This is a genomic window from Devosia riboflavina, from assembly GCF_000743575.1.
GTDB lineage: Bacteria > Pseudomonadota > Alphaproteobacteria > Rhizobiales > Devosiaceae > Devosia > Devosia riboflavina.
The window spans coordinates 230887-251662 of the sequence record NZ_JQGC01000015.1 but is presented as its reverse complement, the minus strand read 5'-3'; the positions used below and the strand labels follow the sequence as shown (position 1 = coordinate 251662).

23 protein-coding genes and 1 tRNA gene are annotated in these 20776 nt (G+C 59.0%); 18 read left to right on the top strand and 6 right to left on the bottom strand.

Annotated features, from left to right (window positions below):
* Positions 1–74 precede the first annotated feature (74 nt).
* The 6 genes from JP75_RS16625 (at position 75) to JP75_RS16600 (ending at position 5380) form a co-directional block, all read left to right on the top strand.
* Entirely contained in the window at positions 75–950 is an 876-nt protein-coding gene (locus JP75_RS16625; protein WP_152565883.1) for a hypothetical protein, read from the top strand.
* A 72-nt stretch (positions 951–1022) separates the two neighbouring features.
* Positions 1023–2030, top strand: coding sequence for a site-specific integrase (locus JP75_RS16620; RefSeq protein WP_035085046.1), 1008 nt, complete (start codon positions 1023–1025; stop codon positions 2028–2030).
* A 257-nt stretch (positions 2031–2287) separates the two neighbouring features.
* Entirely contained in the window at positions 2288–2704 is a 417-nt protein-coding gene (locus tag JP75_RS16615; RefSeq protein ID WP_152565882.1) for a TIR domain-containing protein, read from the top strand.
* Between the two features lie 122 nt (positions 2705–2826).
* The gene (locus tag JP75_RS16610) at positions 2827–4017 is read left to right on the top strand and encodes a toll/interleukin-1 receptor domain-containing protein (RefSeq protein WP_035085044.1); all 1191 of its coding nucleotides are present in this window, start codon (positions 2827–2829) and stop codon (positions 4015–4017) included.
* Positions 4014–4832 (top strand): hypothetical protein, encoded by an 819-nt coding sequence (locus JP75_RS16605; RefSeq protein ID WP_035085042.1) that lies wholly within the window; start codon positions 4014–4016, stop codon positions 4830–4832. Before JP75_RS16610 ends, JP75_RS16605 begins: the two co-directional genes overlap by 4 nt.
* A gap of 44 nt (positions 4833–4876) precedes the next feature.
* A complete protein-coding gene (locus tag JP75_RS16600; RefSeq protein WP_152565888.1) occupies positions 4877–5380 on the top strand; it encodes a toll/interleukin-1 receptor domain-containing protein in 504 nt (167 codons plus the stop codon).
* Between the two features lie 35 nt (positions 5381–5415).
* Here the strand turns inward: JP75_RS16600 and JP75_RS16595 are convergent, their stop codons facing one another.
* The 4 genes from JP75_RS16595 to JP75_RS16580 form a co-directional block, all read right to left on the bottom strand.
* Positions 5416–6102 carry a uracil-DNA glycosylase gene (locus JP75_RS16595; protein WP_035085039.1) on the bottom strand — a complete coding sequence of 229 codons (687 nt, stop codon included), beginning with the start codon at positions 6100–6102 and terminating at the stop codon, positions 5416–5418.
* Positions 6099–7328, bottom strand: coding sequence for a nucleoside triphosphate pyrophosphohydrolase family protein (locus JP75_RS16590; RefSeq protein WP_152565881.1), 1230 nt, complete (start codon positions 7326–7328; stop codon positions 6099–6101). Before JP75_RS16590 ends, JP75_RS16595 begins: the two co-directional genes overlap by 4 nt.
* Positions 7329–7410: 82 nt before the next feature.
* Positions 7411–8058, bottom strand: a complete 648-nt coding sequence (locus tag JP75_RS16585; RefSeq protein WP_035085036.1) for an Nmad2 family putative nucleotide modification protein — start codon at positions 8056–8058, stop codon at positions 7411–7413.
* A gap of 3 nt (positions 8059–8061) precedes the next feature.
* Positions 8062–8547, bottom strand: a complete 486-nt coding sequence (locus JP75_RS16580; protein ID WP_035085033.1) for a TIR domain-containing protein — start codon at positions 8545–8547, stop codon at positions 8062–8064.
* Positions 8548–8684: 137 nt separating this feature from the next.
* Between JP75_RS16580 and JP75_RS16575 the strand changes: the two genes are divergently transcribed.
* Both JP75_RS16575 and JP75_RS16570 read left to right on the top strand, forming a co-directional pair.
* On the top strand, positions 8685–9353 hold the full coding sequence (locus tag JP75_RS16575; RefSeq protein ID WP_051960809.1) for a hypothetical protein: 669 nt from the start codon (positions 8685–8687) through the stop codon (positions 9351–9353).
* 382 nt (positions 9354–9735) lie between these two features.
* Entirely contained in the window at positions 9736–10521 is a 786-nt protein-coding gene (locus tag JP75_RS16570) for a hypothetical protein (RefSeq protein ID WP_035085030.1), read from the top strand.
* A gap of 317 nt (positions 10522–10838) precedes the next feature.
* On the opposite strand, the gene JP75_RS16565 is transcribed toward JP75_RS16570, so the two are convergent.
* Together JP75_RS16565 and JP75_RS16560 are read right to left on the bottom strand one after the other, a co-directional pair.
* Positions 10839–12452 carry a site-specific integrase gene (locus JP75_RS16565; protein WP_152565880.1) on the bottom strand — a complete coding sequence of 538 codons (1614 nt, stop codon included), beginning with the start codon at positions 12450–12452 and terminating at the stop codon, positions 10839–10841.
* A gap of 286 nt (positions 12453–12738) precedes the next feature.
* Positions 12739–12828 (bottom strand) — tRNA-Ser (locus JP75_RS16560).
* Positions 12829–13143: 315 nt separating this feature from the next.
* Here JP75_RS16560 and JP75_RS16555 point away from each other — a divergent pair.
* From JP75_RS16555 to JP75_RS16510, 10 genes are all read left to right on the top strand, one after another.
* Complete coding sequence (locus tag JP75_RS16555; protein ID WP_244446334.1) at positions 13144–13818, top strand: MBL fold metallo-hydrolase; 675 nt, start codon at positions 13144–13146, stop codon at positions 13816–13818.
* 243 nt (positions 13819–14061) lie between these two features.
* Positions 14062–14598, top strand: a complete 537-nt coding sequence (gene rplU / locus JP75_RS16550) for a 50S ribosomal protein L21 (protein ID WP_051960808.1) — start codon at positions 14062–14064, stop codon at positions 14596–14598.
* 14 nt (positions 14599–14612) lie between these two features.
* Positions 14613–14879 (top strand): 50S ribosomal protein L27, encoded by a 267-nt coding sequence (rpmA, locus tag JP75_RS16545; protein WP_035085024.1) that lies wholly within the window; start codon positions 14613–14615, stop codon positions 14877–14879.
* Positions 14880–14996: 117 nt separating this feature from the next.
* Complete coding sequence (locus JP75_RS16540; protein WP_051960807.1) at positions 14997–15527, top strand: GNAT family N-acetyltransferase; 531 nt, start codon at positions 14997–14999, stop codon at positions 15525–15527.
* The gene (locus JP75_RS16535; protein ID WP_035085020.1) at positions 15524–16051 is read left to right on the top strand and encodes a GNAT family N-acetyltransferase; all 528 of its coding nucleotides are present in this window, start codon (positions 15524–15526) and stop codon (positions 16049–16051) included. Before JP75_RS16540 ends, JP75_RS16535 begins: the two co-directional genes overlap by 4 nt.
* The gene (locus tag JP75_RS16530; RefSeq protein WP_084587729.1) at positions 16035–16604 is read left to right on the top strand and encodes a GNAT family N-acetyltransferase; all 570 of its coding nucleotides are present in this window, start codon (positions 16035–16037) and stop codon (positions 16602–16604) included. The genes JP75_RS16535 and JP75_RS16530 overlap by 17 nt, the downstream gene beginning before the upstream one ends.
* Positions 16601–17644, top strand: coding sequence for a GTPase ObgE (obgE, locus tag JP75_RS16525; RefSeq protein ID WP_035085018.1), 1044 nt, complete (start codon positions 16601–16603; stop codon positions 17642–17644). The genes JP75_RS16530 and obgE overlap by 4 nt, the downstream gene beginning before the upstream one ends.
* On the top strand, positions 17644–18780 hold the full coding sequence (proB, locus tag JP75_RS16520; protein ID WP_035085015.1) for a glutamate 5-kinase: 1137 nt from the start codon (positions 17644–17646) through the stop codon (positions 18778–18780). The genes obgE and proB overlap by 1 nt, the downstream gene beginning before the upstream one ends.
* On the top strand, positions 18780–20063 hold the full coding sequence (locus JP75_RS16515) for a glutamate-5-semialdehyde dehydrogenase (RefSeq protein ID WP_425277288.1): 1284 nt from the start codon (positions 18780–18782) through the stop codon (positions 20061–20063). Before proB ends, JP75_RS16515 begins: the two co-directional genes overlap by 1 nt.
* Complete coding sequence (locus JP75_RS16510; protein ID WP_051960805.1) at positions 20044–20700, top strand: nicotinate-nucleotide adenylyltransferase; 657 nt, start codon at positions 20044–20046, stop codon at positions 20698–20700. The genes JP75_RS16515 and JP75_RS16510 overlap by 20 nt, the downstream gene beginning before the upstream one ends.
* The last annotated feature ends 76 nt before the right edge of the window (positions 20701–20776 follow it).

The following is a 20776-nucleotide window of genomic DNA, read 5'->3' as shown; positions in this document are numbered from 1 at the left end:
ATTTTGTACTAAGTACTAAATTCGACTTACAGCTTCATTCTCGTCCCTACCGCCTTCGCCTTAAGGTCCTTTGAATGGAAACGTTAAAATCCGCTCGATCACGTAACGTGCCCTGGGACCAGGTTGCCCGGGCAGTTCGCCGGATGGAGACGCAAGGTGTCGACAGTTCCGGTCTGCCCCCTATCCGGCGCGCCGAACAATTGTCGGGCTATTCCGCCAATCAGCTGCGACGCATGATTGCCGGAATCACGTTCCTCGACGAGCTGGCTGGGGCCGATTCCGCTTCTGCCGAATGGCTCGGCATTCCAAAATTCTCTCATGCGGAGATGCTGGCCAAACTCTGGCGCCGAGATCGGGAAGCGACCCTGCGCCTCCTCCGCTCGAGACCGGTCCTCCGCTACGAAAGCCTGTCGAGGCTATTCGAGACCATGGCGTCGGAGGCGGCCTCGCCGATGTCGGCGGGCAAGCGCGCGCAGAAGAGCTTTGAGGAAAAATGCCGCGCGGTGCTGCTGGCAGAATCCTCCCGGTTCACCCCGTTCGGTGCCGGTTCTTACCGGCTGCTGCAACCGCGTGTGCACCACCCCTATTGCCGGCCGGCTCTCTTGCTGCGGGCGGAAACCGGTGGTCGCCGCCTGCTGTGGGCCGGCCTCGACTTCGTGCACAAGCCCATTTGGGATGACGCCGTCCTGCGCCAGATCATGCTCATCGGCGTCGAGGCGCGGTTTCTGGATCTACACTTCGTCTTCTTTCCCGAGGGGGACGTAGCCGGTCGAGCTCATCGCGCTATCGGAGAACTTGGTTTCGGCAATGTCCGCGTCGCGGTGTTGTCAGGCAGCGCCATGGACTTCGCACCCAACCCGGCAAACGGTGGGTATGCAAAGAGTCTCCGGTTCCAATGGATCCCGCCGAGGCTGCATGCCACGGTCGCCGAATATGCCGTCGGGCAGTGAAGCAAGAGGTGGTGGCACCCCACAAAACCGTGGAGTAACGCGCAAATACCGTGGAGTAACAGACAGAACATCATGGCCAGAGCTGAAACCATCGACGATTACCGCGCCATGGGAAAGCGCTATGCCGTCCAGGGACAGGCGCGTTATCCCGATTGTGACCCCCTCGAAGCCCTATGCCGGCATGCCGAGGATCGCACCGGCGTTCTGAAGCCTAGCACCGTCCGTCTCTATAAGCGCCGCTACTGCGCCGCCGCCATCGTCATCGGCAGGACCGGGGACATGGACCGAGAGGTTATCATAGCAGTCTTGCACCGGTTGATGACGACGCTTAACGGCATGGCTGGAACGCCGCCGGAGCCGCGCACGTCGAGCAAGAAGGTAAAGGACGCCAAGGACTGGGAGGTCAAGGAGGTGTTCGGGCATCTCAAAATCATGGCCGTCCGCCATAAGCGAATCCGTTCGGCGGCCGTCGCTCTCTTTTGCCTGCTCGTGCCAAGGCTGGGACCTCGACCGGTCGAACTGACCCGGGCCTGGGTCGAAGGCAATACGCTCTTCATTCCCAGCGCGAAGCAGCCCGAGGGTGAGCAAAAACTGCGCGAGATTGACATCTCCGACTTCCACCCCACGCACCGGGAAGCGCTCTTGGCTCTCATCTACATTGCCGCTCGGGATGTGGAGGCCATCGGCTATGATGCGTGGCTCAGCCTGCTGGCGGAAATCCTGGCCCGGGCCTGCGAGACGGTCAGCAAGAACACGGGCCAGCGTATTGAGCGCCTCGCCCCATCCTCGTTCCGCCACACCGCCATCAGCACCTGGCATGCAGCCGGCTACACGGCCGAGGAAATCGCCGAACTCGTTGGCCATCGCAATCTCAGATCGCAAAACGCCTATAAGCGCCCCAGCAGTGCTTGGCCGATCACCGGCCCGCTGGCCACACCCGCAGTCCAGCGGAAAGCGGTCATCAATCTCGACGAGATGCCTATGCCCGCCGTGCCCCAGGTCAAGACCATAGCTGAGAAGCCAGACGCTCCAGATGGGCTGGGGGACGAGCCACCGCCGCCGGATCCAAAGCTGATTTGATGGCTCGAACCAGATCTTGGAATACGACAAAGGCGATTGCAACTGAGCTTGCGTGAGGGCCGATTTGGGGCCGGTAGCGGACTGTCTGCTTCCGGTGCCGCATGATGAAAAGCGGCCTCTTACAAGGCTTTCCTATCCAAGGGGAGGGCCGGAGCCGCCCGCTCATCGGTTCAAACGCTGAGCTCCCTGCAGGTGATTGATCTACGGCTCTACCTCGGCTTTGTAGTGGATAGAGACGGAAGCAGGTGTGTGACGCCATGGGATTGGCAACCTTCGGATCGAATGGATTTATTCGACGTCGGGTCTTTATGAGTTATCACCATGGCGGAGACCAAGGGTACTACGACGCGTTCTCGAGGACGTTCCACGACGAATACGAGTTGATCTCGGACACTTCGCTGGAAAGACGCATCGACAGCGACAACGTGGACTACGTCCTGCGCAGAATTCGTGAGAACTTTACCTCAGGAAGCTCGTGCACCATTGTGCTCGTGGGGTCGGCTACATGGGGACGGAAGTATGTGGATTGGGAGATTGAGGCCACGCTGGAAAAGGGGCACGGTCTAATCGGCGTCCGATTGCCGACACTATATCCTTTAGCTAACGGTCGGTATCTGGTCCCCGATCGACTGTTTGACAACGTTGATTCCGGCTATGCCATCTGGACCGATTGAGCCACGATAACCCAAGGGCGTTACAACCTGATCAGCCTGATCGAAACCGCGAACTCCCGAAGTCCCTTGTTGATCAACAATTCTCGCGCTCGTCGCTCCCGCAATGCTTGAAGGATACCCGAATGCCGATCCCAACTCGCCCATTTCTGGTCGTCTATGTGGCTTGGCACCCAGATTTCGAGCTTGGACCGGCAATCTCCAAGCACCTGTTTGATCACTATCGTCGCGAGCACTTCGGCAACATCGCTGGTGGCGCTGGCCTCAGCGTCGTCTATCGCCATGAGCCTGACCCTGCGACGGGCGTTCCGCTGCCAATCGATCTTGAGGAAGGAGAGACCTCCGCAGTCGTGGTGCTGTTTGACGAGAACTTCGCGAAGTCGCCAACTTACATGGCCTGGCTGCAAGACATCGAGCAGTCAACCGACGAGGCCGGCATGCGATCCATGGTCTTCCCTGTGGCCATAGACGCCTCGCTCACCAGGTCCGGCGTGATCGAGCAGGCGGTTAGGTGGGATCGATGGAGCGATGTCCTGGAACTCGCGAGGAAGCTGCAGAAGCTCACCACCGACCTGACATACCAGTTCAGTCGTATGCTGCGCTTGTATCTTGAGCGTTTGAGGCGCCCCTTGACCGAGGAGGAAGAACTCCAAGGGTATCTGCAGAAGGTCCAGATATTCTTGAGTCACTCTAAGCACGACGATGATGGCGAGCGGATAGCCAGGATCGTGCGCGAGGCTCTTCACGATGCGCAAGGGTTCAGCAGCTTCTTTGATGTCAAAGACATCCCTACAGGCACACGTTTCGATAGGGTATTGTTGGCGCAGGTACGCGTCAGTGCGGTTGTTGCTATTCACACCGACAGCTTCTCGTCGAGGGAATGGTGCCGTCGAGAGATCATTGAAGCCAAACGACATAGCGTCCCGCTGGTGGTGGCAAACTGCATCCAGGACGCGGATGAGCGCGGCTTCCCCTACATGGGGAACGTCCCCATAATCCGCATGTACCCGGTCCTCCTTGATCGCATCGACACTGTGGTTGGCAGGCTGTTGGACGAAGTGCTCAAGGACTTTCTCTGGCGGTGTCGAACAGAGATGGTCAATAGAGACGGGCCCAGCGACGCGGTGTTTCTGCCAAGACCGCCAGAGTTAATTTCCTTGGCGGGACTCGTCGGCGAGGCGCAGGCGGAGGCGACGTTGGTCTATCCCGATCCCCCGATCGGCTCGGAAGAACAGCGGCTGTTCGAGGTGGTGGCTCCCAAGGTCAAGCTGCGCAGCATCACCGAATGGATCGCCCAGTCTGGAGTAGAGACATGAATTATCGCGAGCCCCTCAGCCAGAAGGTTGTCGCCATATCGATCTCCGAAAGCGATGATTTGGCAGTTCGTGGTTTGGCCGACGAACATCTTCGCGACGCCATGACGGAAATATCCCGGCATCTTTTGGCGATGGGCGCGCGGTTGGTCTACGGAGGCGACCTACGGGACAATGGCTACACTAGGCTCCTCTTCGAGTTAGTCGCGCGGCATCGACGGGACGCGGATATTGGCGATTCCAGGCCGGCGTTCTCGAATTACCTGCCATGGCCGGTCCACTCCACGAAGCCTCGGGCCTACCTGAGTGCGCTACGCGAAGACCTTGAGGGGATAGGTGAGTTACGTTGCCTCGACAGAGACGGGCGCGACATGGCTGAGAATGATCTTGTGCAGCTTTCGCCGGACGATTTCACTGACCAGGATTGGGCCGACAGTCTTACGTCTATGCGGCGAACCCAAACCGAAGTGATCGACGCTCGTATCGTTCTCGGAGGTAGGGTGACAAACTTCAAAGGCGTCATGCCTGGTATCGCCGAAGAGACGGAATTCGCACTGGAGGCACAACAGCCACTGTTTTTGCTGGGTGGGTTTGGAGGTTGCGCTGGAGACATTGCAGCTGACATGGACCTTTTGCCCAGAACAGGTAAGTCGACAGCTTGGCCTGGCCGCGAAGGCTTTTCACGATGGAGGTCGATGGACCTAGCAAATGGTCTGCTTGAGGACGAGGTCGCGACCTTGGCGAGGACCGTTCACGTCGATGAGGCCGTCGCGCTCATCCTCCGCGGATTGCTGCGGTTACAGGAGGCTTCTGCTTGATAGAATACGCTACCCGAGAGGATATCCTCCGACTGTCCTCAAACATGCGCCTCACGGAGCAGGCTTCCGTTAGAAAAGCTGCCGAGGAGCGTGACCCAAATGGTGCGACTTTCCTCTCCCACTCGAGCAAGGACCAAGAGCTAGTTGTGGGTGCCGTTGCTCTGCTCGCAGAGCATGGTGCGTCAGTCTACATCGACAAGAAAGACCCAGCCTTGCCTCCTTACACAAGCACGGAGACGGCGATCGGTTTGAAGAAGAGGATTCGGAAGTCTCGGAATTTCGTTCTGCTGGCTTCCGAGAACAGCAAAGACAGCCGATGGGTGCCTTGGGAACTGGGGATCGCCGACCAAGCGAAGAACCTGTTTCGCGTGGCGATCCTTCCTACGGTAGAAAGCCAGCAGGACAAGGGGTGGACCAAATGGGAGTATTTGGGCCTCTATCGACGGATCGTCTGGGGCGACCTCAAAGGGTATGACGACTCCGTATGGATGGTTCTCGACCAACGTACGAAAAAGGCAGTGGAGTTGTCACGCTGGTTGAAGATCTAGACAGCTACTCCCGCATGGCGCGATGACGCACAGCCTCAAACGAACAATGGCAAGGTTTCAGCACCAGGGCCAGGCCTCTCGAGGCCATAGTGGGCAGACACGCTAGCGATAAACTCGGGCTGGCCACCGTAGCTCGGGTGCCGGACCTGTTTTGACCGCATACCAAGGTCGGACATCGCCACTTCGGCATCCCGACCGATGGCAAGCACTGATTGCGGAACTAGGATATCCAGCAATGTCACCAAGACGTGCCGACAGGCCTGTCGCTCTGAGCGTGTATGGGATCTGTTCGACATCGGGCGTGCATGCTCGTGCGGGTGCAATGGAAACACATTCCACAGGAAGACTGGCTTCCTAATCTCCATCAGCATTCGCCAAATCACGGTTGCGGTGCGTTCCGCCGTCGCCGGCCCCAACGTCGATCGCTCAAGCTCCTTCACACCTAGAAGCTTTGCATGAGCCTGAAGGTGCACTTCATCAGTCAGAGCCAGACCTGTGCGGCGCCCACCCCTGTAGCCAAGATCGCGCGCTACCCAAATGCTCTCAACCCCCGTGGTCAGAGCAGCCTCAATGGCCTTTTCTAGATTGAGTCGTCTAATGGCTGCGGCATCGGCGCGATCGAAATCCGGGCAGACGTCAGTGTAAGGATTGAAGACGTCGTCGAACTTGAGGTCGGCTACCAAGGCAACGAAATCTTTTGCCACTGCCGCGCGTGAGTTCATGACATCCTCTCAAAGACTATGCTCCGCTGTTCCAGATCGATGGTAACCACGCCATTTCGATGCTCACGAAGCTCCCGGAACACACGAAAACCTTCCAGAATCGCGTACTCCCACTGCCACAGCGGCCTTTGCGCGACCTCATACCCTGTGACGAGTTCGCGAACAGCCTTCAGCAACGCGTAATCCAAGGATTTTACGTGCTTGAATGCTCCATGTCGCAGGCCATGATTGAAGATCCAGGTGGAGATGCCTTCTTCGATGATGTTGGCTCTGGCCCCGTCCTCGTTCTCGTCGACCGCCGGATTACTCTTCCGCTTGATGCGCAGCAAGGCTCGCAGGGTTGGGGACCATCCAAGGATTCCAGCAAAGGCCAGATGGAACACATCATGGTAACGGTAGTCGTCCGCTTCGAGCCGGTTGTCCGTGAGCGGGCTGCCGAGATTGACGCCGTTGTATCGCATCACAACCTGCTGCCGCTGCCCATGCGTGCGCTCGATGAACTCCACCCTCATGATGCGCGGTATCTGCTCGTAGTCCGGGAAGTCGTCATCAAAGAGCTTGTCCCAAACTCTCTTCTCAGGCCACCGACCCACGGTCTTGATGACATTGTGTCGGGCTGCGGCGTCGAGACTCACATTCGCCTCTTCGGCAGCAATAAGCAGCGATCGAAATATCTCAACCAGGTCAGCTGATAGTTGGTCGCCGTTGTCACGAATCTGCCCGCTGCTCCAATGCGAAACCAGCATGCCGACGCGGCCAGCCAACGCCAAAAGGCTGGTCTCGACCTGTTGACCCTCGGCCGGCTCAGCGAAAGCTCTGCCTGCTTTTTGCAGGTCTTCGAACGTAGAGGGACCGGCTTTCCCTTGGTAAGTCCAATCAGCCAGTGAAAGCCGAGCGCGTTCAGCGATGTCTGAGAGGTTCATGCCCGCGCGTAGAGCGGCATTGGCGAAGTACCAGAGGGCGTCCCCAAATTCTTCGATGACCTCGTCGTGGTACGAGGAGAAAGACTCCTTGTCGCGCTGCTTCTTTTTCAAAGCACTGAGCAGGCTGCCGACCTCGCCAAACAGGCCCAGAAAAACAAAACCTAAACCAGCAATGTCGCTCTTTTCGTTCTTGTCGGTCCTGACCGTGAATTGTTGGAACTCATCCAGTGCAAGCGGCACGTCCTCTTCCAAAAAAAGGCTGCCTTGATGGCGCATCAGCGTTCGTGCGTCGACTGTCATCATTTGATTCCCCCAAGTCATATCCTGCGACGACGATCTGACCTTTTCAAGTTGCGTAGTTGTCGGGCCACAACTTGGGCCTTGGCTAAGCAACCTTGTTGGTTTGCTTGGAGTATCGCGCAGCGCTTTCCTCGAACTGATGTGGATCGGCCAGCACCAGGTTCCAGTTTCCTTTCCCCTGCGCCTCCATCCACTCTATTAGTGGGCCGCACTGTGACTCGATGAACGTTCGATGCCCGCGACCATTCTCATATTGGATTGCGTCCAGCACGGCCTGAGGAATTTCAATAGCTTCTCGGCCGAAGTAAACAAACCGATTGGAGATAAGCACCTTGTCCGCGCTGGTGTCGTTTTCCACATTGAACCATTCGGGAGTGCCATCTTCATTGCTATGATGGGAGTTCTCCTGGGTCCAAAGCTCGTCCTCGCTCTCGCGGTGATAGATATTGTCACCCAGCATCGCCATCCGGGACCCATTGCGCGCCGGCCTCTTGCCCCTGAAGTCAGGATGGGCCCAATACTCGTTGAAAGACAGGCTTGAGGTCACTTGCATGAAATAGATGCATTTGCCCGTGGCCTTGAGCGATGTGCCGCCCATGCCGACGACCCAGTCCCCTTGTTTTGCAACGCTCCGAATTTTCGGCTTGCACGTCGCCAACGTGCACGTTCCGTGAAACGGGTTGGGCGCGAAGCCAAAATCCCGGGCGACCACATACATGTACACCTTGGCCATGAGTTAACACTTCGATGTGGATGCAGCGTGCACGGCCGGGCGATCGTTTCCTGCCGGCGTCTGAAAGCTATTTGCGCCTTCAACCGCAGCAATGATGCTCTCGGCGTTCCAGTTCACGATTGCGCTGGCGTATTGCTCCAACGAAGCCGGCTTGTCGTTCTCGGTTCCACCGCGCTCATAGACGCCGACGATGCGCTTCCCCTGGCGTTTTGCTTGATCGATTTCCCAATCAACCCAAGGCCGTTGCGAGGTGTTTTTTCCGATCACGACCACGACGGTTGAGGCCCAACTCATCTTCATGCGAAGCAAGCGCTTGATAGTGTTGTCGCTCACCAGTCCTTTTTTCAATCGCTCCTGGTTCGCGGGCTTTGCTCGAATTGAGCTGTTCCGAATTTCATATCCGTTGCGCGCCAACATGTTGGTCATATTGGTCACAGCTTGATCATCGGCGTGATGATGACTGATAAAAACGTGACGACGCGACGCCATTGCTCCCCCTTTGGATTAACGCCTTTTTCTGTTCACCTTTTGGCCCTCTGAATGTATGTCGTTGCTGTGCGTTCTGTTGTAAAGGGCATTCAATAAAATTGTCGGCTTGGCTCTCGATGCCGGTTATGGGGGATTTCATGGGCGATACGGGCTCGACAAGCTCGACTGAGACGGTGACCGACTATTTGAGCATTGCCCTGGATAAAGACTTCGGTCTCAGTGTCCACGTCAATGTAGTCGTGGTGGCGCTACTGATCTTGGCGCTTGGTATTGCTCTGCTGGTACGTCACTACCTGTTTCATCGCCGGCTGCCAGAATTTGAGATCGAAGAGGCCGAGTTTGGTCTTGGCGATCAGAAAATCACCCTGAGGGCGAACGATCTCGATCGCACGGTTGCCTACCGGGTGTGGGTCGAACTCAGTACGCGTAAGATCGGGCTCAAGATCGATCCGGATGACGATGTCATCGATGAGATCTACAATAGCTGGTATGAATTCTTCGCCGTCACCCGCGAGCTGATCAAGGACGTGCCGGTGGTCAAGGTGCGTCAGGACTCGACCAAGAAGATCATTCAGCTGTCCATAGAGGTGCTGAACACTGGCTTGCGCCCTCATCTTACCAAATGGCAGGCGCGTTTTCGGCGTTGGTATGCAAACCAACTCGAGCGAGACAAGGATTCGTTGGAGCATCCTCAGGACATTCAGAAGCGTTTTCCTGACTATGACCAGCTAGTTGCAGAAATGCTGGAAGTGAATCAGAAGCTGATGGCTTATAGGGCAAAGATGTACGCCTTGGTGACGCAGTAGAAGGATGAACTCCGATCAACGAAGGGAATAATCTGGCCGGTGCTACATCGATGCCAAACGCTCAGCGGAAGCAGCATTGCTATTCCCAAGTGGGCCACTGGGGTACGTCTTGGCGACTTTGCTCAGCGGCACCCCGACCATGAACGAGTGCTGGGCGTCAAACGTCGCCAGGGAATAGAGCCCCAAAAAGTCTCGTCCCCTATAGCTGCTCTTCGCGCCCTTGGTTGATCTCTGCACATTGCTGCGGTTGTTGGCAGCAGACGAAGCACGAAAAGCCAACAACCTCAGCGATCAGGTGACGCCGATCGACAATGGCACGCATCCAGACAGAACAAGCGAAGACATGTCAGGGTGAGGTCTGGGGCAGGAGTGTGTTTGTCGGATGACGAAACGGGACGTGGTTGAGCAGATCTACGGCAACCCGCTTGCCGAAGCTCGATATAATCAGATCGAAGAAAATCTCAGGAAGTTTGCGACCGAGGACATGCGATTTAATTTCAATCCCAACGGAACGCAACTGTTCTCACTGATGGAATTGCGACAGTCCTACGCGCGACGATCGGTTGACCTTTTGGAGACCATCTATCTGCTTCTAGAGGCGGACAAGATCATCCCAGCAGCTATCGCCGGCCGAGCTTTGCTGGAGACGATCGCGATGGGCTCGCTCTTTCTGCACGAGATGAGGTGCTTTGTCGACGAAGCGAACCAGGCCCGGTTGGAGCTTCGGCTGTTGCGTTTTTTTGCTGGTTTCTCCAACCGCGATCCAAAGCCCATCCACGTCATGGACGCCATTCGTCACCTGGCCAAGATCGATGCCGAGTATGTGGCGCATCTTGACAAGCGGTATGGCATCTTCACCGCGATGGACAAAATGACGCGCAAGAGCGATGAGGGTACCGAAGCTAAAGGCTTCGCAGATGCGCTTTCCATGATGCGCGTCTACGATGAACTCTCCGAGATCGCCCACCCCAATGGGACCGGCGTTCAATACCTCTATCCGGATCCCCGGAATGAAGACCAGAAGGTCGAACGTGTCAGGACCCACTACAAACGACTGGCGGTCTCCGCAACCTGGCAATGTAAACATTTGCTTGAGGAACTCGAAAAAACACGCGATTTGCCTGATCGGTATCGAGACAGGATCGGCTTGCCAGCATCGGAAGCTTGAGGCACTGGCCCCACGGGCTCTCTCGCGGCTATGAAACGACAAATTCGACACCAGTTTCGAGTAGAGAACCCTTTTGTCACGCCGATGTTAGATTGTTAGTGAAATGCGCAGTCTTCTCGCCGTCGCCGTCGCCGTCGCCGTCGCCAGACCCAGAGCAGTAGACCGACCGCTTTCGGGAAATCAAAATGGAAGACCGAACGGCTGGAATGGGGCGCAAAATAGACACGGGACAGCGGACCCTTGCCCTCTTACGCTCCGCGCGTTGCGCCGTGATGAGCAATGTTGCCCGAGCGCAACCAAATCTGGCCATTCAGCTATTATCTTTTGAGCCAGTTTTTGTAGGAAACGACCGGCCCGATCGGCACCTTCACCTTGGCGATCTCGGCCACTTCCTCCTCCGTCAGATCCTGGCTCAGATAATTGCGGTGAACTTCGTTTGTTTTGGCTGCCGTCTCCTCGTCATGCCCGACCCATTTGAGTATCGTATAGGGATTGATCCTGGCATCGTGACAGGCCTGGATGAAAAAACCGCGGAACGAATGAAACGTCAACTTATCCTTTCGGTGCTTCGATACGCCCCATTTTAGCCGGTGGGCGTTGAAGAAGTCGGCTTCGAAGTGCACTTCTGGCCGATGGTCCCTGCCGCCCTTGATGTGTTGCGTCCATGCCGGGAACAAACGCTTGTGGCCTGCCTCCAACTGGTGCTGCCAGAAGTCGAGGAATCCCAATTCGATCAGTTGGGGATGGACCGGCACCCGCCGAATGGCATTGCCGGTCTTGTAGCCTTCCTCTCCGGCGGCACCATCGTCGATGCCATCGAGTTCAAGCACGAGCGTCGGCTTTCCGAACCAGGTCTGCAATTGCGCGAGGCGCAATAGGCCGATCTCGGTCACCCGCATGCCGACATGCATAGCAGTGAGCGGCGCCCAATAGATATGATCGTCCGCATAGACGTTAGCGCCGGGCGAGTAGCGATGGTGGCGGGATGCGCTGCCAAGATAAACAGGGCAGGACGTAATCGCCGTGATCTCTCCAGGCGAAAAGGGCGCCTTGGCCTTGCTCTTGGTGGCCCTTTTGCCCTCGGTGACGACCATTGGAGGCGCCTGCCAGGTGAACAGGCGCCGCTTGTTGCCGTGCTTGACCAAGCGGGTGATGGCCCCGAGGTAATTTGAATTCAGCGTGCCAATGGCGAGCCGGGGGTAATTGTCGCCCTTGGCCTGCATCTCACGCGTGAAGGCGACAAGATCGTCCGGACTGGCCCGACCCCGCAACAGGGGAATCTCTTGGACGAAATCGTAGAGCTGGTCCCAGAGGTCAAGGCCGATGTCCATCACCGCCAGAACTTTAACCTCGGGGCACAGGTCCTCGAACAGTTTCACCGCACGCTCGACATTGGCGCGATTGTCCGAGCCGGTGGTTTTACCGCCCTTCTTGAAGTAGTCGTCCATCAGGTAGCGCAGCGTATAAACAGCCGGTGCTGAAGCTTTCTCGACCGTACTCTCCACCACCCGCATAGGCTTGGGCGGTTCATGCGAAATCGGAGCGAGGGCCGCCCCTACCGGCAGGGTCTCGCCAGGCTTGGCTCCAAGGTCATCGAGCACCGCATCAAAGCCGGACAGATCGATCACGCGGCCCGTAACGCCGCGTCGAGCCTTTTCCTCCTGTGGTAGCCCGTCATATATGGCCTCACCTTCCACCGTGGCCCGGTTGAAATGGACGAGCTCCTCATAGATGGCATTGAGATTCTCGCCCAGCTGCAGCTCCTGCCGAGCGCGGCGGATGATCTTGGCGCCGACATTACCAAGCGCTCGCCGGCGTACCAGATCAGCTCCGGTCATGTCTTCAGGCCGAAGGAGCTGCTCGTCGATGAGCTGCCGAGTCAGTTGCATCAGGGCATCTTTCGGCTCCATGCCCAGCAATTCCTCGAACACAGCCAGCGTCTCCAGACCCCATTTAAGCGCCGTCACCCGATCCTTGGTCCGTAGCGACAGACGCACGACTTCGCCCTCGGTCTGCCTGTTCCAGGCGCGAGGGATTCGCTTGCGCACATAATAGACTGCACCGACCTTTTCCACATAGGCGCACTTGGCCGCCATGACCGTCTCCGACTTCAAGCCAATGGGCCGGAGAGCGGACGACACGTGCATCATGCATGTGTATGAGTCTCGAAGATTCTCCGGGAGCTTAAGCCATTGAAAGCGCTGTATTTCGGGAAACTGGCGGAGAGAGAGGGATTCGAACCCCCGATAGAGTTGCCCCTATGCCGCATTTCGAGTGCGGTGCATTCAACCGCTCTGCCATCTCTCCGCGAGATCGAAAAGGGATCGTTGAAATCCCGGCCGGTCGATACGGGGCGGCTTATGGCATAGCGGGACGCGGGCTGCAACACCCCTTGTGTGCGGATGTCACAGAAAGCGGTTCCGGCCCCTCGCAGTCACAAATCCGTGTCGAGCGATCTCCTTTCGCGAATCTGCGTTGTTGTGGCGTCAGGCACAATTCTTTTCACGGGAGAGACCTATGGTTACGCGACGCACACTCGTTGCCGGCATGGCCGGCTTGCCAATAGCCGGGCTTGCCGCCAATCTTTTAGGGCCCAGCTTCGTATTTGCTCAGGACGCATCCATGGCCGAAACTATTGCCACCAGCGAGGGCGACCTCGTCATTCATCCGGTCGAACATGCGAGCCTCGTGCTCGAATGGGGTGGCAAGGTGATCTATGTCGATCCCGTGGGCGGCGCAGCGCTCTATGAAGGCCTGCCGGCCCCGACCGCCATCCTCATCACCCACGGCCATGGCGACCATTTTGATGTGCCGACCCTGGAAGCCATTGCCGGTTCGGCGCCGCTGCTGACCAATGAAGATGTTTTTGGAAAATTACCCGAGGGACTGAAGGCCAATGCCACTTCTCTCGCCAATGGTGCGGATGGTGAGCTCGATGGCGTCAAACTGAAGGCCATCGCAGCGCACAACACCACCGCCGACCGTATGAACTATCACCCGGTGGGCGTTGGCAATGGCTATGTGCTTACCTTTGGCGACAAGCTCGTCTATGTCGCCGGCGATACCGAGCCGACCGAGGACATGCTGGCGCTGACCGACATCGCAGTCGCCTTCCTGCCCATGAACCTGCCCTATACGATGACGCCGGACCAGGCTGTGGAAGCGATCAATGTCTTCAAGCCGGGGATCGTCTATCCCTACCACTATGGCGACAGCGACCTGTCGGTGCTGGAAACCGGCGTTGGCGAGCATACCGAAGTGCGCCTCCGCAACTGGTACACTCACGGCCAGGGCTGAGTGCAGCAGGCGCCGCCGAAAACCGCGACGGCGCTTGACTCTTTGCCCCTTTTTCCCGATAAGCCCCCGATCCCACGCGCACTGGTCCCACCGGTGCGCTGGTTTTGTTTGAAAACGCTGCTCGAGGCTGCCGGTCAGATTCCTGACCTACATCCGTAAAAACCGCGAAACTGGCATGAAAGCCGCGGTGCCGCAGGGCGCGACAGAAAAGGGACCGGGCGTTTGAAGCGTTCGGTTGTGCATATGACTTTTGCAGTCATCAAGACGGGCGGCAAGCAGTACAAGGTTGCTGCCAACGACGTCATCAAGATCGAAAAGCTCGACGCCGAAGCCGGTGACATCGTCACCTTTGACGAAGTCCTGATGGTTGGTGACGTGATCGGCGCTCCGCTGGTTGAAGGCGCACTCGTTGCTGCCGAGCTGGTCGAGACCAAGAAGCAGAAGACCGTCATCATCTTCAAGAAGCGTCGCCGCCACAATTCGCGTCGTCGCAACGGTCACCGCCAGCTGCTGACCACCGTGCGCATCACTGAAATTCTGACCGGCGGCGCCAAGCCGACGATCAAGGCTGCCGCCAAGGCCGAAGCATCAGGCGCCGTGACCGAAAAGGCCCCGGCCAAGAAGGCTGCTCCCAAGGCTGAAGCCGCCGAAGCAACCGAAGCCAAGGCCGCACCGAAGAAGGCTGCGCCCAAGAAGGCTGCTGCTGAAGGCGAAGCCGCTGAAAAGCCGGCAAAGAAGGCCCCGGCCAAGAAGGCCGCTCCCAAGGCCGACCAGGAATAAGAGGAAGCTAGACCATGGCACATAAGAAAGCAGGCGGTTCATCCCGCAACGGTCGTGATACCGCTGGCCGTCGTCTCGGCGTGAAGAAGTTCGGTGGCGAAGCTGTCGTCGCCGGCAACATCATCATCCGTCAACGCGGCACCAAGTGGGCTGTCGGCACCGGTGTTGGCCTGGGCAAGGATCACACGATCTATGCTCTGGTCGATGGCACCGTTGCGTTCCGCACCCGCGCGAATAGCAAAGTACACGTGTCTGTCGTCCCGGCAGAGGCCGCCGAATAACCCGGCAGGCCTGACCAACCAGCCGGAGACCAGTTCCCCGGCGGCGTTTGGCGACAAACCAGAACTGCAAAGGGGAACCGGTCAACCGGTTCCCCTTTTCGCTTCTGGAGAAACATGATGACTGCCCTCAAGGACCGCCTGCCCTCGACGCTCACCACCGCGCGCTTGGTACTGGCCGCTCCGGCAATGGCCCATGTTTCCCAAATCGCCAAACTCGCCAACAATGAGCGGGTGCATCGCGTCATGTCGCGCCTGCCCTTCCCCTATTCCGAGAAGGATGCCCGCTTCTTCGTCGAGGAGATCGCGACCAAGCCCGAGGAAAAATGCTTTGCCATCGAGCTCGATGGCGCCTGCATCGGCGTCGTCGGGCTGCGCATGGACGAGGATGCCTTGCCCGAACTCGGCTATTGGCTGGGCGAACCCCATTGGGGCCAGGGCTTTGCCACAGAGGCCGGCCGAGCCGTGGTCGATGCCGCGCGAGCGGCCGGGGCGGCGGCCCTCCGATCTCGCGCACTGCTCTCCAATTCCGGCTCTCGCAATGTCTTGAAAAAGCTTGGTTTTACCGAGATCGGTGAATCGATGGACAAGGACGGCACGCTCAAAGGCCAGGCTGTCGTGCTCATGCGGTTGGAGTTTGGCGAGAGATGACCGAGCTTGTCACCGAAAGACTGATCCTGCGCGCCCCGCGGCCAGAAGATGCGCCTTGCTATGCTTTGGGCATCAGCGAATTTGCGGTTGCAAAGTGGCTGACCCCGGTCCCTTGGCCCTATACGCTGTCGATGGCGCAGGATTTTCTGCGCTCGGCTCCGGCCCCGACGCCCGAAAAAGCCTTCTTCATCATCGAGCATCCGCAAAAGGGGCTGATCGGCTGCGTGACCCTTGTCAGTGAACTCGGCTTCTGGATTGCCCGGCCGCATTGGCAGAGGGGCTATGGCATGGAAGCGGCTTCGGCGCTGATCGACTGGCATTTTGACGGCACGGGCGCGGAAGCCATTCGCTCGAGCGCTCACCACAACAATATCGCGTCCCTCAGACTCAAGGCCAAGCTTGGCTTTGTGGCGACGGGCCGGGAAATGCGTTTCTCCCAGGCGCTGCAGCACAATGTCGAGCATGTGACGACGGCGCTGAGCCGCACGGACTGGCGGGCGAGAAGGAATGATCTATGCGCCTGAGAGAGTTTTGCCGATGATGCTGCCGATCATCGAGACGGACCGACTGATCCTGCGCGCGCCGCGTGCGCAGGACGCCGAGCCAATCGCGAAATATCTCAATGACTTCGAGGTAGCGGGCAACCTGGCGCGGGTGCCGTTTCCTTATCTCCTCTCGGATGCCAAGGCCTGGCTGCGCACGCGGCATAGCGATGTCGAGGCGGACGACGCGAACTTTACCATCGAGATCAAGGGCGAGGGTTATGTCGGCCATATCGGCTTCCATCCCGGCCCGGATGGCCCGGTGATCGGCTACTGGCTCGGCAAACCCTTTTGGGGCCGCGGGATCATGACCGAGGCGGCCATTGCTTCCCTCGACTGGTTCTTCGACACCACCAATGCGCCGGTGGTCTATTCCGGCGTTTTTCACTTCAACCACGCTTCCCTCGCGATCCAGCAGAAGCTGGGCTTTACCCAAAGCGGACGAAGCTGGCTGCTCTGCCTTGCGCGCGACGCCGAGGTGGAGCATATCGACACAGAACTGACGCTTGGCGTCTGGAAGGCACGACGCACATGAAATTTCTCGATCAGGCCAAGATCTACATCAAGTCCGGCGATGGCGGCGCGGGCGCGGTCAGCTTTCACCGCGAAAAATTCATCGAGTTCGGCGGCCCCGATGGCGGCAATGGCGGACGCGGCGGCGACGTCGTGGCCGTATGTGCCGATGGCCTCAACACGCTGATCGACTTCCGCTATGCCCAGCACTTTCGCGCGCCCACGGGCGTCCATGGCATGGGCAAGAACCGCGCCGGCGCCAATGGCGAAGACATCGTGCTGCGGGTGCCCAAGGGCACGCAGATTTTCGAGGAAGACCAGGAAACCCTGATCGCCGATTTTACCGAGATCGGCCAGCGCGTCGTGCTGCTTCATGGCGGCAATGGCGGTTTCGGCAATGCCTATTTCAAGACCTCGTCCAACCAGGCGCCGCGCCACGCCAATCCCGGCCAGCCGGGCCTCGAAAAAGGCATCTGGCTGCGTCTGAAACTGATCGCGGATGCGGGTCTCGTGGGCCAGCCCAATGCCGGCAAGTCGACCTTTTTGGCGGCCGTTTCGGCAGCAAAACCCAAGATTGCGGACTATCCATTTACGACGCTGCATCCGAACCTCGGCGTGGTGCGGGCGGGCGAGCGCGAATTCGTGCTGGCCGATATTCCGGGGCTCATTGAAGGCGCCAGCGAGGGCATTGGCATCGGTGACCGTTTCCTCGGCCATATCGAGCGTTGCGGCGTGCTCATTCACCTGATCGACGGCACCAATGAAGACGTGGCGCATGTCTATAAGGCCGTGCGCTATGAACTCGGTGCCTATGCCGATGTTCTGGCGGAAAAGCCCGAAATCGTCGTGCTCAACAAGATCGACGCCCTGACGCCCGAAGAGCTCAAGGCCAAGATGAAGGCGCTGAAAAAGGTCAGCAAGGCCGAAGTGCGCGCCATTTCGGGTGCGACGGGCGAAGGCGTCGAGCAGGTGCTTTATGACGTGCTCGGCGTGATCGACGAGAGCCGTGCTGAAGAAGCCGCAGCTCTGGCGCCCAAGACCGAAGAGAAGTGGACCCCCTGATGTCAGCCAATGCGCTGGCGCCCTATCGGCGCATTACCATCAAGATCGGTTCGGCGCTGCTGGTCGACAAGGCTGGTAAACTGCGCAAGGCATGGCTCGACGATCTCGCCGAGGATATTGCGGCGCTGAAAGCCGAGGGGCGGGACATCGTCGTCGTTTCCTCGGGCGCCATCGCGCTGGGGCGCGGGCTGCTGGGGCTGTCCGCCGTGTCGCTGACGCTGGAACAATCGCAGGCCGCGGCGAGCGCGGGGCAGATCGCCCTGTCGCAGGCCTGGGCCGAGGCGCTGGCGCGGCATAATATCGTCACGGGGCAGATTCTGATCACCCCCAACATCACCGAAGAGCGACGCTATTATCTCAATGCGCGGACCACGGTGACGACGCTGCTCGGGCTCGGCGCTATTCCGATCTTCAACGAGAATGACAGCGTCGCGACGGCGGAAATCCGCTATGGCGACAATGATCGCCTTTCGGCGCGTGTTGCTACGATGATCGAGGCCGATTGCCTCGTGCTGCTCTCCGACATTGACGGGCTCTATACGGCGCCGCCGGCGAAAGACCCGAACGCGCAGCATATTCCGGTGGTCGAAAGCATTACCCCGGCCATCGAAGCCATGGCAGGGGGCGCCGCGAGCCATCTGTCGCGTGGCGGCATGACGACCAAGGTGGAGGCCGGCAAGATTGCGACACTGGCCGGGACCGCCATGGTGATTGCAAAGGGGACGGAAACCCATCCGCTGAAGACGCTGACCGAGGGCGGCCGCCACACGCTCTTCCACCCTGCCCGCTCGCGCGCCCAGGCGCGCAAACGCTGGATCATGGGAACCCTAACGGTTGCCGGTACGCTGCAGGTCGATGCCGGCGCGACGAGTGCGCTGAAGCAGGGCCGATCGCTGCTGCCGATTGGCGTGACCAAGGTGAGCGGCGAATTCGAACGCGGCGATACGGTTGCCGTGGTCGATCCCGATGGGCGCGAAATTGCCCGTGGGCTGGTGGGGCTCGACAGCGAAGATGCGCGGCTCGCCATGGGCAAGCGGAGCAGCACGGTGGTCGAACTCCTGGGGATCGGCAGCCGTTCGGAACTGATCCATCGCGATAATATGGTGCTGACGGCGGCGCTGGAGGAATTGCACTGATGAGCCTTGCTGAAGTCACCTCAAACGATATTCCGACCCTGATGCTCGAACTCGGCCGGAAGGCGCGGGTGGCGGCGAGCAAGCTCGCCACCGCCAGTGCCGAGCGCAAATATGCGGCGCTGATCGGCGCGGCGGAAGCCGTGCGCAATCACAAGCCGGATATTCTGGCCGCCAATGCTGTCGACGTGGAAAATGCCGAAGCCAAGGGCATGACCAAGGCGTTTCAGGATCGGCTGCTGCTGACCGAAGCGCGGCTCGACGGCATTATCGATGCGCTGCGGACCATTGCCGAACTTCCCGATCCGGTCGGCGCAATCATTGCCGAATGGGACAGGCCCAATGGCCTCCATATCGAGCGCGTGCGCACGCCGCTCGGGGTCATCGGCGTCATCTATGAAAGCCGGCCCAATGTGACGGCCGATGCCGGTGCGCTGTGTCTGAAATCTGGCAATGCCGTCATCCTGCGCGGCGGCAGCGACAGCGTGCATTCGTCGCGCGCGCTGGTCGATTGCCTGCGGCTGGGCTTAAAACTTGCTGGCCTGCCGGAAGACGGCGTGCAACTGGTGCCGACCACCGATCGCTCCGCTGTGGGCGAATTGCTAGGCGGGCTCGGTGGCACCATCGACGTTATCGTGCCGCGCGGCGGTAAGTCGCTGGTGGCGCGGGTGCAGTCTGAAGCCCGGGTACCGGTCTTTGCCCATCTCGAGGGCTTGGTACACGTCTATATCGACCGTTCGGCCGACCTCGACAAAGCCGTGTCGATTACGCTGAACGCCAAGATGCGACGTACGGGAATTTGCGGGGCGGCGGAAACGCTGCTCGTGCACAAGGATGTCGTCGCTACCCACCTCAAGCCCATCATCGATGCGCTGGTGGCCAAGGGTTGCGAGATCCGCGGCGATGCCACGGTGCAGTCGCTGATCGCGGAAGCAAAGCCGGCGACCGAAGAGGATTGGAAGACCGAATACGAGGATGCGATCATCTCCGTAAAGGTGGTCGACAGTGTCGAAGCTGCCATTGCGCACATCGAGCACTATTCGAGCCACCACACCGAGGCGATCATTGCCGAAGATTCGGTGGCGGTCGAAAAGTTCTTCAACGAGATCGATAGCGCCATTCTCGTCCACAATGCGTCCACGCAGTTTGCCGATGGCGGAGAATTCGGCTTTGGCGGCGAAATCGGTATTGCGACGGGCAAGATGCATGCGCGCGGGCCGGTGGGCGTCGAGCAATTGACCTCATTCAAATACCGCGTTCGCGGCAATGGGCAGCTCCGACCCTGACGTGACCTTGCATACGGCCCTCCGCATTCCCGGCATAACCGACCTGCCGCCGTCCGGCAGCGGCATGCGCATTGGCCTGTTCGGCGGCAGTTTCAATCCCATCCATGCCGGCCATGTGCTGGTGATGGAAGAAACCATGCGCAGGCTGGAGCTCGATGCGCTCTGGGTGCTGGTCACCCCGGGCAATCCGCTGAAAAACCACTCCGAACTCGCGCCCCTAGCCGACAGGGTACGGGCAGCGCGGGCGCTGATCGACAATCCGCGCATTCGAGTCACCGGCTTCGAAGCGCAGAAGGGTTTTCGCTACACATGGCAGACCGTGCGTTTTCTAAGGCATTCGTTGGCCGACAGGCGCTTCGTCTGGATCATGGGGGCGGATAGCCTTGCCGACTTCCATCGCTGGGAGCGCTGGCAGGATATTGCGAACACCCTGCCCATCGCCGTCTATGCGCGGCCGGGTTCATCCAATCGGGCGCTGGCGTCGCGGGCCGCCCTCGCGCTGGCCCATGGCCAGATCGATCAGGAGGATGCGCCGGTGCTGGCAAGCCTCTCGCCACCGGCCTGGGTCTATCTCCACGGGCGGCAATCGAGCCTCTCCTCAAGTGCAATTCGAGCGGCGAAACGTCATAAAACTTGAGATTTTACCCTTCATCTTGCGGAAAAGACGAAAAACGCGCATATTCAGGGAAATGATCGCTGTTTTCGGAACAGGA

Excerpts from the sequence above, each read along its gene's own strand:
- JP75_RS16625 (WP_152565883.1), top strand. The coding sequence starts at position 75 with ATGGAAACGTTAAAATCCGCTCGATCACGTAACGTGCCCTGGGACCAG.
- JP75_RS16620 (WP_035085046.1), top strand. The coding sequence starts at position 1,023 with ATGGCCAGAGCTGAAACCATCGACGATTACCGCGCCATGGGAAAGCGC.
- JP75_RS16615 (WP_152565882.1), top strand. The coding sequence starts at position 2,288 with ATGGGATTGGCAACCTTCGGATCGAATGGATTTATTCGACGTCGGGTC.
- JP75_RS16610 (WP_035085044.1), top strand. The coding sequence starts at position 2,827 with ATGCCGATCCCAACTCGCCCATTTCTGGTCGTCTATGTGGCTTGGCAC.
- JP75_RS16605 (WP_035085042.1), top strand. The coding sequence starts at position 4,014 with ATGAATTATCGCGAGCCCCTCAGCCAGAAGGTTGTCGCCATATCGATC.
- JP75_RS16600 (WP_152565888.1), top strand. The coding sequence starts at position 4,877 with ATGCGCCTCACGGAGCAGGCTTCCGTTAGAAAAGCTGCCGAGGAGCGT.
- JP75_RS16595 (WP_035085039.1), bottom strand. The coding sequence starts at position 6,102 with ATGAACTCACGCGCGGCAGTGGCAAAAGATTTCGTTGCCTTGGTAGCC.
- JP75_RS16590 (WP_152565881.1), bottom strand. The coding sequence starts at position 7,328 with ATGATGACAGTCGACGCACGAACGCTGATGCGCCATCAAGGCAGCCTT.
- JP75_RS16585 (WP_035085036.1), bottom strand. The coding sequence starts at position 8,058 with ATGGCCAAGGTGTACATGTATGTGGTCGCCCGGGATTTTGGCTTCGCG.
- JP75_RS16580 (WP_035085033.1), bottom strand. The coding sequence starts at position 8,547 with ATGGCGTCGCGTCGTCACGTTTTTATCAGTCATCATCACGCCGATGAT.
- JP75_RS16575 (WP_051960809.1), top strand. The coding sequence starts at position 8,685 with ATGGGCGATACGGGCTCGACAAGCTCGACTGAGACGGTGACCGACTAT.
- JP75_RS16570 (WP_035085030.1), top strand. The coding sequence starts at position 9,736 with ATGACGAAACGGGACGTGGTTGAGCAGATCTACGGCAACCCGCTTGCC.
- JP75_RS16555 (WP_244446334.1), top strand. The coding sequence starts at position 13,144 with ATGGCCGAAACTATTGCCACCAGCGAGGGCGACCTCGTCATTCATCCG.
- rplU (WP_051960808.1), top strand. The coding sequence starts at position 14,062 with ATGACTTTTGCAGTCATCAAGACGGGCGGCAAGCAGTACAAGGTTGCT.
- rpmA (WP_035085024.1), top strand. The coding sequence starts at position 14,613 with ATGGCACATAAGAAAGCAGGCGGTTCATCCCGCAACGGTCGTGATACC.
- JP75_RS16540 (WP_051960807.1), top strand. The coding sequence starts at position 14,997 with ATGACTGCCCTCAAGGACCGCCTGCCCTCGACGCTCACCACCGCGCGC.
- JP75_RS16535 (WP_035085020.1), top strand. The coding sequence starts at position 15,524 with ATGACCGAGCTTGTCACCGAAAGACTGATCCTGCGCGCCCCGCGGCCA.
- JP75_RS16530 (WP_084587729.1), top strand. The coding sequence starts at position 16,035 with ATGATCTATGCGCCTGAGAGAGTTTTGCCGATGATGCTGCCGATCATC.
- obgE (WP_035085018.1), top strand. The coding sequence starts at position 16,601 with ATGAAATTTCTCGATCAGGCCAAGATCTACATCAAGTCCGGCGATGGC.
- proB (WP_035085015.1), top strand. The coding sequence starts at position 17,644 with ATGTCAGCCAATGCGCTGGCGCCCTATCGGCGCATTACCATCAAGATC.
- JP75_RS16515 (WP_425277288.1), top strand. The coding sequence starts at position 18,780 with ATGAGCCTTGCTGAAGTCACCTCAAACGATATTCCGACCCTGATGCTC.
- JP75_RS16510 (WP_051960805.1), top strand. The coding sequence starts at position 20,044 with ATGGGCAGCTCCGACCCTGACGTGACCTTGCATACGGCCCTCCGCATT.